Annotated in this window: 15 protein-coding genes; 6 read left to right on the top strand and 9 right to left on the bottom strand. The window is 36.8% G+C overall.

The window, feature by feature from the left end; translation table 11 throughout:
* Positions 1 to 6: 6 nt before the first annotated feature.
* Together MP478_RS00135 and MP478_RS00130 are read right to left on the bottom strand one after the other, a co-directional pair.
* Complete coding sequence (locus MP478_RS00135) at positions 7 to 2589, bottom strand: zinc-dependent metalloprotease (RefSeq protein ID WP_373691649.1); 2583 nt, start codon at positions 2587 to 2589, stop codon at positions 7 to 9.
* 111 nt (positions 2590 to 2700) lie between these two features.
* Complete coding sequence (locus tag MP478_RS00130; protein ID WP_257190744.1) at positions 2701 to 4284, bottom strand: histidine kinase; 1584 nt, start codon at positions 4282 to 4284, stop codon at positions 2701 to 2703.
* A 396-nt stretch (positions 4285 to 4680) separates the two neighbouring features.
* On the opposite strand from MP478_RS00130, the gene MP478_RS00125 reads away from it, so the two are divergent.
* Genes MP478_RS00125 through MP478_RS00115 form a run of 3 tightly spaced genes read left to right on the top strand, consistent with a single transcriptional unit; the run spans position 4681 to position 6701 of the window.
* Positions 4681 to 5856 (top strand): thioredoxin fold domain-containing protein, encoded by a 1176-nt coding sequence (locus tag MP478_RS00125; RefSeq protein WP_257190746.1) that lies wholly within the window; start codon positions 4681 to 4683, stop codon positions 5854 to 5856.
* A gap of 7 nt (positions 5857 to 5863) precedes the next feature.
* Entirely contained in the window at positions 5864 to 6490 is a 627-nt protein-coding gene (locus MP478_RS00120; protein ID WP_230037040.1) for a DUF3575 domain-containing protein, read from the top strand.
* Positions 6491 to 6494: 4 nt separating this feature from the next.
* Complete coding sequence (locus MP478_RS00115) at positions 6495 to 6701, top strand: hypothetical protein (RefSeq protein WP_047495019.1); 207 nt, start codon at positions 6495 to 6497, stop codon at positions 6699 to 6701.
* Here MP478_RS00115 and MP478_RS00110 read toward each other — a convergent pair whose 3' ends face one another.
* Positions 6702 to 7898, bottom strand: a complete 1197-nt coding sequence (locus MP478_RS00110; protein WP_257199215.1) for a DUF1343 domain-containing protein — start codon at positions 7896 to 7898, stop codon at positions 6702 to 6704.
* 4 nt (positions 7899 to 7902) lie between these two features.
* On the opposite strand from MP478_RS00110, the gene MP478_RS00105 reads away from it, so the two are divergent.
* Positions 7903 to 9132: an FtsX-like permease family protein gene (locus MP478_RS00105; RefSeq protein ID WP_230037044.1), complete on the top strand. Its 1230-nt coding sequence runs from the start codon at positions 7903 to 7905 to the stop codon at positions 9130 to 9132.
* 133 nt (positions 9133 to 9265) lie between these two features.
* Complete coding sequence (locus MP478_RS00100; RefSeq protein WP_047495013.1) at positions 9266 to 10249, top strand: PLP-dependent cysteine synthase family protein; 984 nt, start codon at positions 9266 to 9268, stop codon at positions 10247 to 10249.
* Between the two features lie 52 nt (positions 10250 to 10301).
* On the opposite strand, the gene MP478_RS00095 is transcribed toward MP478_RS00100, so the two are convergent.
* From MP478_RS00095 to MP478_RS00080, 4 genes are all read right to left on the bottom strand, one after another.
* Positions 10302 to 10832: a hypothetical protein gene (locus MP478_RS00095; protein ID WP_257199214.1), complete on the bottom strand. Its 531-nt coding sequence runs from the start codon at positions 10830 to 10832 to the stop codon at positions 10302 to 10304.
* 41 nt (positions 10833 to 10873) lie between these two features.
* Entirely contained in the window at positions 10874 to 11176 is a 303-nt protein-coding gene (locus MP478_RS00090) for a chaperone modulator CbpM (RefSeq protein ID WP_230037048.1), read from the bottom strand.
* A gap of 3 nt (positions 11177 to 11179) precedes the next feature.
* Positions 11180 to 12091 (bottom strand): J domain-containing protein, encoded by a 912-nt coding sequence (locus MP478_RS00085; RefSeq protein WP_257199213.1) that lies wholly within the window; start codon positions 12089 to 12091, stop codon positions 11180 to 11182.
* Between the two features lie 148 nt (positions 12092 to 12239).
* Positions 12240 to 13601, bottom strand: a complete 1362-nt coding sequence (locus tag MP478_RS00080; RefSeq protein WP_257190750.1) for a S8 family serine peptidase — start codon at positions 13599 to 13601, stop codon at positions 12240 to 12242.
* 308 nt (positions 13602 to 13909) lie between these two features.
* Here MP478_RS00080 and MP478_RS00075 point away from each other — a divergent pair, with 308 nt between their 5' ends.
* On the top strand, positions 13910 to 15109 hold the full coding sequence (locus MP478_RS00075) for a dicarboxylate/amino acid:cation symporter (protein WP_257199212.1): 1200 nt from the start codon (positions 13910 to 13912) through the stop codon (positions 15107 to 15109).
* Positions 15110 to 15222: 113 nt separating this feature from the next.
* Here the strand turns inward: MP478_RS00075 and MP478_RS00070 are convergent, their stop codons facing one another.
* On the bottom strand, positions 15223 to 15606 hold the full coding sequence (locus MP478_RS00070) for a DUF779 domain-containing protein (protein ID WP_257199211.1): 384 nt from the start codon (positions 15604 to 15606) through the stop codon (positions 15223 to 15225).
* 67 nt (positions 15607 to 15673) lie between these two features.
* Entirely contained in the window at positions 15674 to 16708 is a 1035-nt protein-coding gene (gene adhP / locus MP478_RS00065; RefSeq protein WP_257190753.1) for an alcohol dehydrogenase AdhP, read from the bottom strand.
* Between the last annotated feature and the right edge of the window lie 208 nt (positions 16709 to 16916).

The following is a 16916-nucleotide window of genomic DNA, read 5'->3' as shown; positions in this document are numbered from 1 at the left end:
AGCCGATTATTTATTTAAAGCCTCTTCAATTCGAATAATTAAGTCTGTGTAATGAGCTCTTGAAGCGTCATCTCCTTTATATCTGGTTCTGTTCAGTAAATCCAGTACCTTGTGCAGTTCTGCCCTTTTATAGGTAGTTACTTCAGATACTCTTTTCATGGAGGAATAATTAATGTTTCTAAGCTCCTTATCATCTTCATGGAAAGTACAGATCATTGGCATTTTCAGGGTATTGTCTACCTTCAGTGCCTTTACCGCAGTCTTTTCAAATAATTTATTCACAGAAACAATTAAAGCGTCCACATAGTTCTTCTGCGTCATCTTTTCAAGGATTGTCAGGCTACCCCTTTTATTGAAAATAGCAGTTCTTATCTGATCAAATAAATTCTCAACAGTATATATTTCCCCTTTTGACCCCGAAACCTCATGTTTTAGCTCATTTTCCAATAATCTCAACAGTCTGTCATCCATCAACAGGGAATAAATATTTGCATACTGCATTCCTCTTGCCAGCGTATAAGGAGTCTGTTCAAACGGTCCCATTGGAGAATTTTTAACAGGATATGTTTTCTCTGAGATCGGATTGAAAAATAACCATTCCGGAAGGTTGATGGCATTCTTAACAAGATAATCAACAGCTCTTCTCTGGGTTTCTGCAGGTACTGCTTCGTAAGCTTTTTTCTTATTTCCGAAATTCGTATGGTTCAGATAAATTCCTCCTACATTCGCCATGACATGACCGGTATACAGATCCCATTGCCCAATAGCCCCTAAATACAATTTCCCTGCATCCGTATAATCTTTACCATCTGCATAGCTCCATTTTAAAAGATTATCTACAACAATTTTCAGGTTTTTCATCCCGTATTCACTGGCCTTCATAGCATCATCACCCAAATCTTCAGATTGTGAACGCGGATCTATAGTTTCCAGATAACTTTGCTGTTCTCCATAAAAATACAGTGGGTCGTCCTCATGTTTCTCTATTAAATTTCTCAATGCTTTTTTCTCAGAAAATTCTTCAGGATACCAACGGTAGCCCCATTCGATAGCATATTTATCGTAAATTCCAATTTTTGGAGTAATAGCAGTAACACCATCTTGCGGCTGAGCTACATAATTGTAACGTGCATAATCCATGATAGAAGGTGCTGTACCGCCCATCTTATCGGTAAACTCTTTGGAACGGAGTGATTCTACAGGAAAGGCGAAGGAAGATCCCATATTATGTTTCAATCCGAAAGTATGTCCTACTTCATGGGACGAAACGAACCGGATAGCTTCTCCCATATATTCATCACTGAATTTATTTCCTCTGGCTTTAGGGTCTATAGGCCCTATCTGAATTCTCATCCATTCCTGAAGCGAAGTCATTACATTATGCCACCAGATAATATCCGCCTCTATAATCTCACCACTTCTAGGATCCACTACCGAAGGCCCCATTGCATTAGATTTAGGAGAAGCTGCATAGGTAATCACCGAATATCTTACATCATCAATATCAAAATCCTCATCTTTCTCATCCGGCATCTTTGCAATGACCGCATTTTTGAAACCAGCCTGCTCAAAAGCCACTTGCCAGTCATGAACTCCTGCAATAATTTTCTCACGCCACTGCTTTGGGGTGGATGGATCAATATAATATACAATCGGTTTTTTAGGTTCTACCAATTCTCCTTTCAAATACCTTTCTTTATCTTCATCTTTAGGTTCCAAATTCCATTTGGTAATAAAGAATTTCTCATCCATTTTCTGTTGGCCATCATTAAATGCCCAGTGTTTTTCTGTAAAAAACCCCACTCTTGGATCAGAAACTCTGGGTTTCATAGGAGTTTTAGAAAGCAGTACAAGATTAGTGGTTACACCAAGTGTTACCGGCAAATCAACACCTCCTTCATTCACGGATGTTGACAACTGGGATTTCACCACAAGGTTCTGAGGAAATGTCTTCACGCCTTCAATGTAAGAAAGGCTTGATTTCACTGATCCCCCCAATCCTACATTAGCCAAAACATCATTAAAGCTTTTCTGATTCCCATCAAAAACTTTGTTTACCTTAATGGCTACCGCCGTAGAATCTGAATTTTGAGCTTCAATATCAAAAACTTCAATAATAGATTCTGAGAAATTATCTTTTACAGATTTTGTAATAGCATCATTTTTAGGGGAAGAAACTTTCGCTTCTGAAGTTCTGACCCAAACTTTTTTAGCTACCGTATCACGGTGAAATGAAATGATTTTATTTTCATAGTTCATTCCTTTATTTAAACCAGCTTCATTTACCTGCATAGGTACCTGAGACAGTTTATTAACCACCAAAAACTGACGCCCCATCAGGCTGTCAGGAATTTCAAAATAAACATCCGTTTTTACCTGGATCGTATTAAAAAGTCCTTTTTTATAAGTTCCTTTTTTGATCAGGTCTTCAATTTTTTTTGTTTTCTTCGAAGAAACGTCAGCTTTTTCAGTTTTTTCTTTAGTCGTTTTTACAGAATCTTTTTTCTGTGCCAGCACTGCCGGCGAAGCCACAGCAAGTCCTAAATACAGTGCCAGCCTGTAATTCTTCATTAAAATAGTCCGATTCATTCCAAATAGTAAATATCTTAGTTTCAGCGGGCAAAGCTATAGGTAAAGAGAATCATATATATAGTGTTAGGGAGTGAGAGGGGATATTTCGGGAGTGAATGGATTTTTATTTCACTTCATTAATGGCAAAAAACATATGAAATATTCACCATCTACAGAAATATTAACAAAATTATGTTTAAAATATCCATAAACTTGATTCAAATAATCAATTCCGAATTTCTCTCCCTGAACGGGTTCTGTTTTGAGCTGCCAGGTATTTTTTACAATGATCCCTTCTTTTTCAATGGTAATGATAATTTCCAGAGGCTGATCTATGGTTGCTATATTATGTTTTATCGCATTTTCCGTTACGATTTGAAGAGACAGATAAGGAATCTTATTTTCCAAACTCTCCTGATTATTAATCACTAATTTAAACTTCAGCTCTTCATCAAACCTGCTTTTCAAAAGTTCCATATACTGCTGTATAAAATTAATCTCCTGGGCAACGGAAACAATATTTTCCTTGGGAGGTACAATAAGATAGCGGTAGATCTTTGAAAGATTCATGGTAAACTTTTGCGCATTGTCTTTATTAATCCCGATCAGCATATATAGCGAATTCAGAGAATTGAACAGAAAATGCGGATTGATATTATTTTTAAGCTGCTGAAGCTGGTTGATGACTTCTGCTTTGTGCATCTTTTCGTTCTCTACCAACAATAAGTTCTTTTCAGACTGTATTTTTTCTTTTTCCTTATAGGCAATATGAGCAGATCTCTGAAACAATATAAAGACCGTTACAATAAGAAACAATGCTGCCAGAAAAATATAGGTGGTATACGTTTTTACTTTGTATACATTTTCATCGATAATAAAATTGACGTGGTTAACCACGGTATATCCTTCAAAATTATCCGTTTTTAAGGGTTTTATGAACCGGGTGACTTCAACTCCCAGATACTCAGAGATTGCAATGCCTTCGGTATATCCTGATTTTGTTTTACTACTCAATGTATCTTTAGGCTTAATATCTGTAAAATCAAAAATATTTTTACCAAGGTATTTCTTTTCAGGATGGGTAATACAAATACCTTCTTTGGTAAAAACATAGGCGTAGGTATTAGAGCTTTTATCTACATTGATAAAATATTGATGAAGGTCATCCAGACTTACAGCAGAACCATAATACAGTTTATTTTTATCCGGCAACAGCAAAGAATCATAGCTCACCCAATACAAGCTGTCTTTACGGGTAATTAGAAGGTCTTTGAAATGTCCGGCTGCATTATTTTTTAAGGTGACAGACTTTTCTATATTCCCTGTTTTTTTGAAAACATCAGACAATGGGGTATTACTCTCGGTTTTTCCGGAGGCGTCATTATAATAGTAATACCAGCTGTAAGCTAAAAGATTACGTTTTTTGTTCAGGTTATTTAAAACGGAAGAATAATCTTTATAGTTTTTCAACCCGTCTTTTTGGATCAGGGCACGAAGCAAATATTGATAATCCTCAATATTTCTAAATTCCTTTTCAACGGATTCATATTTACGGACAAAAGTTTTCCTTGCGAAATCTTCGGTATTTTTCTGGCTGTCACGGGTAATTAAAAAGCTCAAAATAGCAAGTGCTACAACTGCAATTAAAGAAACAGATAAAGCAGCTATAAAAACAGATTTCTGAGACAGTGCACGTTTAAAATTAATATTCAATGTATTCTAAATTCTTGTTTCCTCCTACAGGTAAATTATTCGTTTGCAAAATTATAACAAAGATTTCAGGACCAAAAAGTGAATTATATATATAATCAGAATACATAGAAAAATCATCTATAAAAATAAAAACGTCTGGTTTTATTAAGACTTTATAGCCATTTACCAATCTAACCTTGGTCTGTATATTTGCAGGCACAGCCGATCTGAATTAAAAATAAGGAAAAGGCTTGGCTTCAAAATCTGTAAGTTTAAATTCCGGTTGTTATTTTCATATGATCTGTTAACCAAAGCAGTCATAAATCTTAAAATTAGTTAATATACTCTATCAGGAAGCGGAATCAGCTCTTTATGTTTTGAAAATTAATTATCTTCGCCTACAAATCTAATTTGAAAATGAAGAAGATCATCTCCGGGATATCTATTTTTTGTTCTATCATTATCTCAGCTCAAGAGTCTATCCAGTTCCAGGAATTACCATTCAAGGATATTATCGCAAAGGCAAAAAAGGAAAAGAAATTGGTTTTTCTAGATGCCTATGCTTCCTGGTGCGGCCCATGTAAGATGATGGAAAAAAATGTTTTCACTCAAAAATCCGTTGGAGATTATTTCAATACCAGCTTCATTAATGCAAGATTCGACATGGAAAAAGGTGAAGGACGTGAAATTGCAGCTAAATATGGAGTACGGTCTTATCCTACCTATCTTTTTTTAAATGGCGAAGGTGAACTTGTTTCTCAAAACTCCGGATATATGGAGGCAGGTATGTTTGTGACTATGGCTCAGGACATCAATTCTCCGGGCAATAAAAAAGGTTCTTTGAAAGAACGTTTTGCCAATGGTGAAAAAGATCCCGAATTTCTGATCAATGTCATGAAACTGAACTCCAGCAGTGATTTTGATTTCGCTAAAAAAGCTTCGGAAAGATATTTTGAAAACAAAAAAAAGACTGAAGAGCTTTCAAAAGAAGAAATCGGCCTCCTGCTCTATTTCGTAAAGTCAACAGAAGACCGTAATTATACTGTTTTCACTTCAAGAAAAGCTGAAATTATTAAGTTTTTACCTGAAGATACCTATAAAGAATTTGATGCTCAGCTGAAATTATCCAAAATAGTAGAACAGTCCATTGATGATAAAAACAAAAGAATCAATGACGATACCTTTATGAAAGCAGCCGAGCCTTTGGTAGGTAAAGAGGCAGCCATCACAAAGCTCAATCAGACCAAACTTAGCTATTACGAGCAGAACGCTAATTTTCCGGAATTTGAGAAAGCAGCGCTAGACTATTATAAAAATGCTGATGCTTTTGAACCCAATGAACTATTAAGGGCTGCATGGATATTCAGTGATCATATCAAAACACCAGCCTCATTAAAGAAGGCCACAGAATGGGCAGAAAAGTCTGTGATGAGAAGTGAAACCTCTGAAAACACTTATATTCTCGCCAAGCTGTATTTTCTTACAGGCAATAAAGAAATGGCAAAGAATTATGCAGAAATGTCTAAAAATATAGCCACTCAAACCCATAAAGATTCAAAACTGGCCGAAGAGCTATTAAATCAAATACAATAACACACCGATGAATTATAAATTATTGACAGGCGCTTTAGCCTTCCTAGCAATAGGTACTTTAAACGCTCAGGAACAGGAACAAGGACAGGATAAAAGTTTATACATAAAGGGGAACGCTCTTTTTCTACCCATAGGAATCATCAACGCCGGTGTAGAAAAGCAGATAAGCCCTAAATATACCATTCAGGGAGATGTTTTTATTTCCCCATGGAAATCTTTTGCCGGACATAAGCTTCAATATTATTCTGCTTCTGTAGAAGGCAGGTATTATTTCAAAGAGGCTTTTAAACACTGGTATCTGGGAGCGAATCTTGCTTTTGCAGCCTATAATGTTCAAAAATGGAACTATTGGAATGATAGGGTTATTGTCAGGGAAAATGGTGATACTTATATCAACTCCAATCTTTACCAAAAAGGATTTTCTATTATGCTGGGGCTAACTGCCGGCTATCAGTTTCAGTTATCTGACCGTTGGAATCTTGACATCTATGGTACTGTTGGAACATCCCAGAGTTTTTATAAAGGGTATGATAAAACAACAGGAAAAAGATATGATCAGGCAAGCGGTCTTAATAAAAGTGGCGAATTTATCCCATACAGAGGAGGAGTCATGATCTCTTACAAATTTAAATAATACAATGAAACCATTCGGAAGAAATCATATTATCATTTCAGTGATCACTTTTGTGATCCTTTTTTTAATGAACTACCTTGGGAATGATCTTCCTGATAAATTACAAAGAGCTTTGCTCACTGCTTTTGCAGGAGTTGTTGGGTTAACTGTGGGTTTATTTATCTTAAACAAAGGTAAAAATGACAAAAACCCACCTCAGCATTTTGATTAATCAGTCTTCATAAACCACATACCTGGTTCTGATCTTTTCAAAATCAGCCAGGTCTTTTTTCCACGAAGCTTTAATTTCCGGAATGGTTTTACCGGCAATAATCTGCTTTCTGAATTCATCGGTTCCGGATAATGTATCAAACCATAGATTCTTCAGGAAGAAATCCAGCTGGGGGTTTTTATAATTCTGATATGCTTTTATAACCCATTCAAGGTTAAGTTCTCTTAAATCTTTTGGGTATTTCGAAAGATTTTCACCATGGCAGAGCTTTCCGTTCAGAAAAGGATCTTTAGCCCCATAGCTTGGTTTGGGAGTAAAGTCATATGGCAGTTTTTCTGTCCACGGAGAACCATAAACCTGGAAAGGGATATCTGTTCCTCTTCCTACAGAAACCTGAGTTCCTTCAAAAAAGCATAAGCTAGGATAAAGATTAATGGCTTTATCATTCGGTAAGTTGGGAGAAGGTTTATCTAAAATTGGATACCGTTGTTTTTTATGGTAATTTTTCATTGGAATAAGGGTATATTTAGCCTGAACACCATTTTTCAGCCACTTTTCTCCGTTTACCATTTTTCCATATTCTCCAATTGTCAGCCCATATACTACAGGAACTTCATGCATGCCTACAAAGCTTGCCCATTTTTTTCTTAAAACAGGGCCGTCAGTATAACCGTCATGTGGATTCGGGCGGTCTAGAACCATGATTTCAACATTATTTTCAGCACCGGCTTCCATTAAATAAGTTAATGTAGAGATATAGGTATAAAACCTCACGCCTACATCCTGGATATCAAAAAGAACAATGTCAATACCTTTTAGCTGTTCAGGTTTTGGTTTTTTATTATTGCCATATAATGAAACAATGGGCAACCCTGTTTTTACATCTACTCCATTTTTCACTTTCGCACCGGCATCAGCATCTCCCCTGAACCCATGTTCCGGAGCAAAAATAGCTTTAATGTTAATCTTATTTTTTACTAAAAAATCTACCAGATGATTCTTATCACTCATCAGCCCGGTTTGATTGGTCACAATGCCAATCGTTTTGTTTTTTAACAGGGGTAAATACAATTCAGGCTGATCGGCTCCGGTTTTAAAATCCGGTTGAACTTGAGCCTGAGAATAATATTGGTTGAATACTCCTAAAAAAATTAGGCAAATAAGAAGTAAATTTTTAATTTTGAAATCTAAATTCATAAGCTTGAAATTTCCTTTATATTTCTCTAGAAAAATAGCATTTTCCAAAGATAACAAAAATAACCTTTCAAGAGTTATCATCTTCATTGGCAGACTTTCTGTAGCTTTGGGAATCATTGTTTCCTTAATTACTGTGGCCACAGGCTTTGGTTCTAAAAAAGCTATTAAAGAAAGACTGGCAGATTTCAGCGGACATATTACCGTAAGGTCTACACGTTCCAATTCTTCCTATAATACTTCAGTCCTTGATAACCAGGGGCTCAATATTCCTAAGATCAAAGAACTTCCCGATGTGGAAAGCATCCAGAAATATGCCACAGTTACCGGTATTATGCGGAATGAGCATAGCTTTGCAGGCATTACATTTAAGGGAGTTGGAAAAGATTTTGACAGCCTCAGGTTTAAGAAATTCTTAATTGCCGGTACTACTCCCAACGTCACAGAAGTAGGCTTCAACAACGATGTAGCGATTTCCCAGAAAGTGGCTAACGATCTTCACCTAAAGCTCAACGATAGTATTGTCACTGTTTTTTTAAAGGCAGATCAAAAGCCAATTTATCGTAAGTTCCGTGTACTTGGAATTTATAGAACCGATATTAAGATGATTGATGATCAATTCGTTCTTGGAGGGATCAATCATGTAAGAAGAATTCTGGATATGAAACCCGATGAAGCCGGAGGACTGGATATTTTCCTTAAAAATGTCAACGATATAGATAAAGATTTTCCGGATATTGAAAAACTGATAGGATATAAAAATTACGCAGAAAAAGCGACAGAAAAGTTTCCGCAAATCAATGACTGGATAAGCATTTTCGATACGAATATTGCTTTAATCATCATTATTATGCTCATTGTAGTGGTTATTAATATTATTATGGTTCTTCTGATCCTTATCATCGAAAGAACCAATTCCATAGGTCTTCTTAAAACATTAGGAGCCAGCAATTCCCAGATCAGGGCCACTTTTATCAACTATACACTTATTATTATGATTCCCGGGCTTTTATATGGAAATGCCATTGGATTAGGTCTTATTCTGATTCAAAAATTCTTCGGAATTATTAAACTTAATCCCGAAAATTATTACGTAAGCACCGTTCCGGTAGATCTTAACCCTATTGCCATTATTTCTATTTCAGTGGGAATTCTAATCATCTCAGGGCTTGCTTTGATTATTCCAAGTTATCTGATCAGTAAAATTTCACCGGTAAAAGCAATTAAATATAATTAGTAACGGGAAGGAGCAATAAACAGCTGATACCATTTTTGAATGTGAATATTTATGTTGTCAACACGTTATCCACATTTTATCCACAACAAAAATAATTTAAAAGCCTTATCTTTGTCCCGCATATAAAACATTTATGAAATACGCAAAAAATATTCTTGAAACTATAGGTAATACACCGCTGGTAAAACTTAACAATGTATTAGGAGAAGATTTTCCGGCATTAGTTTTAGCAAAAGTAGAGACTTTCAATCCCGGAAATTCAGTAAAGGACAGAATGGCTCTTAAAATGATAGAAGACGCTGAAAAAGACGGCAGATTAAAACCTGGAGGAACCATCATTGAAGGAACTTCAGGAAATACAGGAATGGGATTAGCGCTTGCAGCTATCATCAAAGGATACAAATGTATCTTTGTAACGAATTCCAAACAATCCAAAGAAAAATGTGACATCCTTCGTGCTGTAGGTGCTGAGGTTATTGTATGTCCTACTGATGTAAAGCCTACTGACCCGCGTTCTTATTATTCAGTTTCCAAAAGACTGGCCAAAGAAACGGAGAACGGATGGTATGTGAACCAATATGACAATTTATCTAACAGAACAGCTCATTATGAGTCTACAGCGCCTGAAATCTGGGAGCAGACAGAAGGAAAGCTGACTCACTTTGTAGCCGGTGCAGGAACAGGAGGTACGATTACAGGATGTGGAACATTCTTCAAAGAAAAAAACCAGGACATTAAAATAATCGGAGTAGATACTTATGGCTCTATCCTGAAAGAATTCCATGAAACCGGAGAACTTCACTATGACCATGCCTATACTTATATTACAGAAGGAATTGGAGAAGATATCATTCCTGAGAACTATGATATGTCTGTCATTGATCATTTTGAAAAAGTAACCGATAAAGACGGGGCCATCTATGCTAGAAAGCTGGCTAAAGAAGAAGGTATTTTCTGTGGGTATTCTGCAGGAAGTGCTATTGCGTCCCTGATTCAGATGAAAGATCAGTTCACCAAAGATGATATCATTGTTGTTTTACTTCATGACCACGGTTCAAGATATGTAGGAAAAATTTACAATGACGAATGGATGAAGGAAATGGGCTGGCTTGATTAATAAACGATCACTTCACGATAAAACAAAAATCAGAGCAATTGTTCTGATTTTTTTATTCTTTATTAATATTTTCTTTAAGTATTTTTTTGAGTAGATTGTACTCCCTTTCAGTCATTGACTTCTTTGGAAACATATAACTGTACTTACCTTCCAGAGCAATAAATTCATTATTAGCATCAAAATATTCAAAGTCTTTCCATTCGCTGGTTTCTTTCTCTCCATCTATATTTACCGTAAAAAAAAGAGAATCAAATCTTATTTCGTAAAGCTTACATTTTTCAAGTACTCCCAGATAATGATTCACCTGTTTCTTCCATCTGGACACTTTATTAATGCTTACAGACAGAAAAACCGTACAAAGGAGAAATATAAAACTTAAAAAATATAAGACTCCCCGGCTATCCTTACTCAAGCTGTCTTTCAAAAGAAATGCAATAAATAGAATAGCAGCAGCTACAATTGTTGTGATGGTCTTACTTCTGGTAGTAGGTGAGAAAAGTAAACTTCCCTGGTTTCCGCTAAAATAAATGTCTTCAAACGTCTTTCTATCAGGCCTTAGTACGATCACCTTTTCTTCACTCATAATATAAATATATAGTTTGCTTTATAAAGCTGCAAAGCTAGCTAAATATCTTCATATTGATCACTTATAGCATTAAGTTTGTTCATCAGTTCCCGATTTCTGTTTTTTAAGGCATTCAGTTTCTTCAGCATATTATGGATCACTTCCAGACCGGGAAGATTGATTTCAAGATCATAATGCCAGTTGGAAAATTTTTCAAGTTCCGGCAGGTCTTCATACATCAGATAATGGATATCATTTTCAATATGAATGTTTAACAAACCATATTCTACAAGATCATCAAAAAAAGTGATTTCTATATTATAGATTTTTACGAGTTCCTCCCGTGATATTCTTTCACTCATAGCCTAGGAATTTTTTAGTTGTTCAAAAAGTTCTTTCTGCTTTTCGGTAAGGTTTACCGGCAATTTCACTTCATAGGTTACAAAAAGATCACCATACTGACCTTCTTTTTTGTAAACAGGAAAACCTTTTCCCTTAAGTCTTACCGTCGTTCCGTTTTGAGTCTCCGGTTTCACTTTAAGATTGACGCTGCTGTCGAGGGTATTTACTTTTATGCCTCCTCCCAAAACAGCGGTGTACATATCGATAACGACCTTAGTTTTCAGATCATCCCCTATTCTCTCAAAATCCGGATCAGCAGGGATATTAAATGTAATATACAGATCTCCGTGAGGGCCACCGTTAAAACCGGGATTTCCATGTCCTTTCAACTTAATCTGCTGTCCGTCGTAAACCCCTGCGGGAATAGTAATTCTTACTTTTTTACCATTGATTTCAAAAGTCTGCGCATGGGTGGTAGCGGCATCTCTTAAATTCAGATTAAGCTCTGCCTGAATATCCTTCCCTTTAAATTTTCCGGAGGCACTTCCCCGTGAGCTTTTGCTAAAGCCGCCAGCTCCGCCAAACATACTTTGGAAGAAATCTGAAAAATCTTCCTCTTCACCAAAATCGGCTCCGGAATATCCTCTGCTATAATTCTGCTGCTGTTGATATTGTTTTTGCTGTTGCTGGGCTTTTTCGTATTCTTCACCATGTTTCCAATGTTCTCCGTATTTATCATACTTAGCACGGTTTTCAGCATTACTGAGCACTTCATTGGCTTCATTCAGTTCTTTGAATTTTTTTTCTGCCTCTTTATCGTCGGGATTAAGATCAGGATGTAGTTTTCTGGCCAGCTTTCGATAGGCTTTCTTGATATCATCCTGTGTTGCGTTTTTATCTACGCCTAAAATTTTATAGTAATCTATATAAGCCATAGAAATGATGTTTACTCAAATTTATGAAATTTATCTTTGAAAACCCCATAAGAAAACCCTTAAAAACATGAAAAAAAATATTAAAAATTCTTATAGACAAAAAAAGAGATGAGTAATCTCATCCCTTTTTATTAGAATTATAAATAAATTATCTATGAATAATTTTATCTGCCACACCGTCTTTATCATAACGGTAGTCAGCTTTCGTATAAATATTTGTAGGACTATATCTTCCGGTAAAAATTGGACCATATGTAAAATCACTCCTAAATCCATTATAATATTCCCAATAAGCCGGTTTTGGAGTAGCACCATCTGTGCTTGGAGCACCTAATAAAAGAACTCCGGCAGCATGAGGAGATGCCATGGATGTTCCGCTAATGGTATTGTAGCCGCCGTTTAACCATGTTGATTTTACCTGGAATCCCGGAGCTGCATAATCTACAGGAGATCCATAATTAGAAAAATAAGCCCAATAATCTCCTTCAGCGGAAGCAGAAATAGTATAAACATTAGTAGCATTAGCAGCAGCCGGTGAATAATAACTGGCATCATCATAAGAATTACCTGCTGCTATTGCTAGTCTAATACCCTTTTCCGCTACTTTTAAAACAGCTTGTTCTGTAGCTGAATCTCTATAACGTGAATTAGGACCTAAACTCATATTGACAACATCCTCTGCTGAGGCATTTGCATATACGTAATCTAAAGCAGAAACAGTCCATGAAAAATCTCCTGTTCCATCACTCTTTAAAACTTTCAGTGCGACAACTTTAGCTCCGGCAGCAACTCCAACAACTCCAATACTATTATTAATAGCAGCAATAGTTCCGGCAACATGGGTTCCATGCCCGTTTCCATCATCAGGATTGTTATCTCCGGCAAAGGAAACACTTCTTTGTGTATCTACATTAAGATCCGGATGATCCAAATCAATTCCGGAATCAATAACCCAAGCTGTTTTTCCAGTTCCATCTCCTGCACCTCCAACTCTTGTAATCCCCCAAGGAATCTCCTGTGTTGAAGAAGCTTTAGCAATGATCCCGGTTGTTTTCCCTAACGAAACCTGATAATCCTGTTCAACACTTTTGATTTTAGAATCTTTCCTAAGTGCTTCTACCTCAGCATCAGTAAGGTTTTTTGCAACAAAACCTTCAAGGGCATATCCAAAAGCATTAGAAATCTTTTGACTATTAATACTCAAATTCAATCCATTATCTTTGCTTTTTAATTTATTCAACAGTGATCCTGTTTGTCTTAAATAAGCCTCTCTATTCTGGAGTGCACCTTTAGAAACAGCAAGGCCACTTTTATCAAGAACACCATCATTCAAAACAACAATGTACTGTCCAGGAATAGGCTTGGAATCAGCAGAAGCTACTTCATCAGAATTTACAGCGGCATTCGAATTGGGATTAGATTCAGGTGTATCACTGAGTCTATCAGAGTTACAACTTACAGTGATTGCTACAGCAATCAGCAATAACGAAATTTTGTTACTTCTCATCATATTTGTAATGTTTTTTAAATTAAACAGTTTATAAATATATTATAATTATTTAATTTTAAAACATTTTTAATAATAAAATCTAATAATAATTAGCAATAAAATGTAATTATGTAAAAATAATTACATTAAATGTAATTTAAATAATTTTATTAATTAAAATATTTGTAGTATAAAATTTCATGATTAACAATACAAGCAGTCCAATTTTAAATAATATTTCAAAATTGGGTGATAAAACAGATTTTAAAATAATAGATCTATTTTCTGCTTACACTTGGAAAAGACTTATATTTGAAAAAAAACTTCACATGAAAGAGGTACTAAAAAACTACTCCGGAATTATATTATTACTCTTAGGAATTAGTGTTGGAAGCATTATAGGAATAGCTGCTCCCGGTATTGTAGGGTATATAAAACCTTTGGGAGATATTTTCCTTAACCTTCTTTTTGTAAGTGTAGTACCTCTGGTATTCTTTGCTGTTTCCAATTCTATTGCTTCTTTGGAGCAGCAGTCAAAATTTGGAAAGATTATTCTTATTATGGCTCTTACCTTTTTATTCTTCATCCTGACGGCTGCCGTTTTTACCATCTGTGCAGTCTATCTCTTCCCTGTTTCCGGGGTTTCGGGAAGCTCTGAAGCTATTACAGAGGCCGCTAATAATGATACATGGGGTGACAGGATTGTTGGATTTTTTACCGTAGGAGAATTTACAGCTCTTTTTTCAAGGCAGAATATGCTGGCCCTTCTTATATTTGCTTTTATGACGGGTTTTGCTGCCCGGAAAGCAGGAGAAAAGGGAGAACCTTTCAGAGTTTTTATTGCTTCAGGATATGAAGTCATGAAAGAGCTTCTTCTATTGATCATGAATCTGGCCCCTATTGGTCTTGGAGCTTATTTTGCTTTTCAGGTGGCTACTTTAGGGCCTCAGCTCTTTGGATTTTATGCTAAACCTTTAGGCTTGTACTATATTGCCGGAATTATTTATTTCTTTGTCTTTTTTTCACTGTATGCTTTTATGGCCAATGGGCAAAAAGGAGTTAGAAATTTCTGGACCAACGCCATTTATCCCAGCCTTACTGCCATAAGTACCTGCAGCAGTTTTGCTACCATGCCTGCCAACTTACAGGCAGCCTCTAAAATTGGAATACCTAACTCTATTGCCAACCTGGTTATTCCTATTGGGACAACACTCCATAAAAACGGATCTTCCATGTCTTCCATTATAAAAATCTATGTTGCTTTTTTAATTATTGGAAAAGATTTTTTTGATCCGGCGAATCTGTTACTGGCATTGGGAATTACGGTTTTTGTAAGTATTGTAGCCGGAGGTATTCCCAATGGTGGATATATTGGTGAAATGCTGATGATTTCGGTGTATAAATTACCCCAGGAAGCTATTCCTGCTGTGATGATTATCGGAACATTGGTAGACCCGTTGGCCACTGTTCTGAACGCTGTGGGTGATATAGTTGCAGCAATGTTTGTGAACCGGTTTGTGAAGACCTGATTGTAGAATGACCCTCGGTCATCTTTTTACATAAAAATCTCTATATAACTCAAGATTCTTCTGTAGTGCACTGAAAGCATTACATTCTGTATGAATCTATATCTATCAGGATTCTATTCACTGCGTTTTACCGGCTCCAGGTTTTCATATTCCTCGGGAGTAAAAAGCCTGTACTGAACTTTAAAAGTCTTTCCCAAAGGTGTTTCGAGAGAGAAACCTCCCGGTCCAAAGCCCTCTGCCACATCAAGGGTAAAGTGCGAATATTTCCAATATTCGAATAAATCCCGGTCTATCCAGAATTCATATCCATTGATGGTTCCAATCATAGCATCGTTCATTCTGGGGAAAAACCCTCCTTTCTCAAAACATTGGGGCTGCGTTCCTTCACAGCATCCTCCAGCCTGATAAAACATCAGGGCACCATACTTATTTTCAAGCTCCCGAATGACGTCAAGTGCCTTTTCCGTTGCTGAAAGTCTTGCTATTTTTCCTCCCATTTTTTTATTTTTATATTGAAAAAAGTCCGGCAGATTAGTCTGCCGGACATAAAATACTCATCATGTTTTAATTTGAGCCGGCAATGTCTAATACGACTCTGCCATCAATCTGCCCTTTCTTCATTTTATCAAAAACATCATTAATATCTTCGAGCTTTGCGGGGGTTACTGTAGCTTTTACAAGCCCCTCATTGGCAAAATCCAGTGCCTCCTGCATATCCTTTCTGGTTCCCACGATAGAGCCTCTCACGGTTATTCTCTTTAAAACAGTTTCAAAAATCGGAAGTTCAAAAGATCCGGGAGGAAGTCCGTTAAGCGCAATAGTCCCTTTTCTCCGTAAAACATCTATTCCCTGTTTGAAGGCAATTGGAGATACTGCTGTAATCAAAGCGCCGTGCATCCCGCCAACTTCTTTATGCAAATATTCTCCAGGGTCTGTATTCTTGGCATTGACTACCAGATCTGCCCCTAATTTTTTTGCCAGGTCGAGTTTATCATCTGCTACATCTATTGCGGCAACGTGCATTCCCATTGCTTTAGCATACTGAACCGCTACATGTCCCAATCCTCCGATTCCTGAGATGGCTACCCATTCTCCGGGTTTTGTTTCTGTTTCTTTTAATCCTTTATAAACTGTTACTCCTGCACATAAAATTGGCGCTATTTCCAGAAAGTTGACATTGGATTTTAAATGTCCTACATACCTGGAATCTGCAATTACATATTCTGCAAAACCTCCATCTACACTGTACCCTCCGTTTTTCTGGGCTTCACAAAGTGTTTCCCATCCCGTTATACAATAATCGCAGCAGCCACAGGCACTATACAGCCAGGGAACACCTACTGCATCTCCTTCTTTTACGAAGGCTTCCGGTCCGCAGGCTACTACAATTCCTACTCCTTCATGTCCCGGAATAAGCGGCATCTTAGGCTTTGCCGGCCAATCACCATCTACAGCATGTAAATCTGTATGACAGACTCCACAGGCTATCACCTTTACCAGAACTTCATATCTGCCGGGTTCTCTTACGGGCACTTCTTCAATTTTCAGTGGCTGTCCGTAGCCTTGAACTACGGCGGCTTTCATTGTTTTTGGGATCATATTTTATGTTTTGAATTGTTTTCTTTGAGGTTATTATATTTTCTGAATAAATAGACTGCTAGTCCGGTACACACCCTATTTCTCCGCGTGAGGGATAGTAAGGGCGGCGAGGTACGAGCCGGTGCGGAATGTAATGAAGCACCGAAACGAAGTAAAGCCCTGGATAGCCCGACCGTTTTGCCCTGGAAAAGCCAAGGCAATCGGGCAC

This window comes from Chryseobacterium sp. WG14 (assembly GCF_024586945.1).
Taxonomy (GTDB): Bacteria; Bacteroidota; Bacteroidia; order Flavobacteriales; family Weeksellaceae; genus Chryseobacterium.
This window is presented reverse-complemented; position numbering and strand designations above follow the sequence as displayed.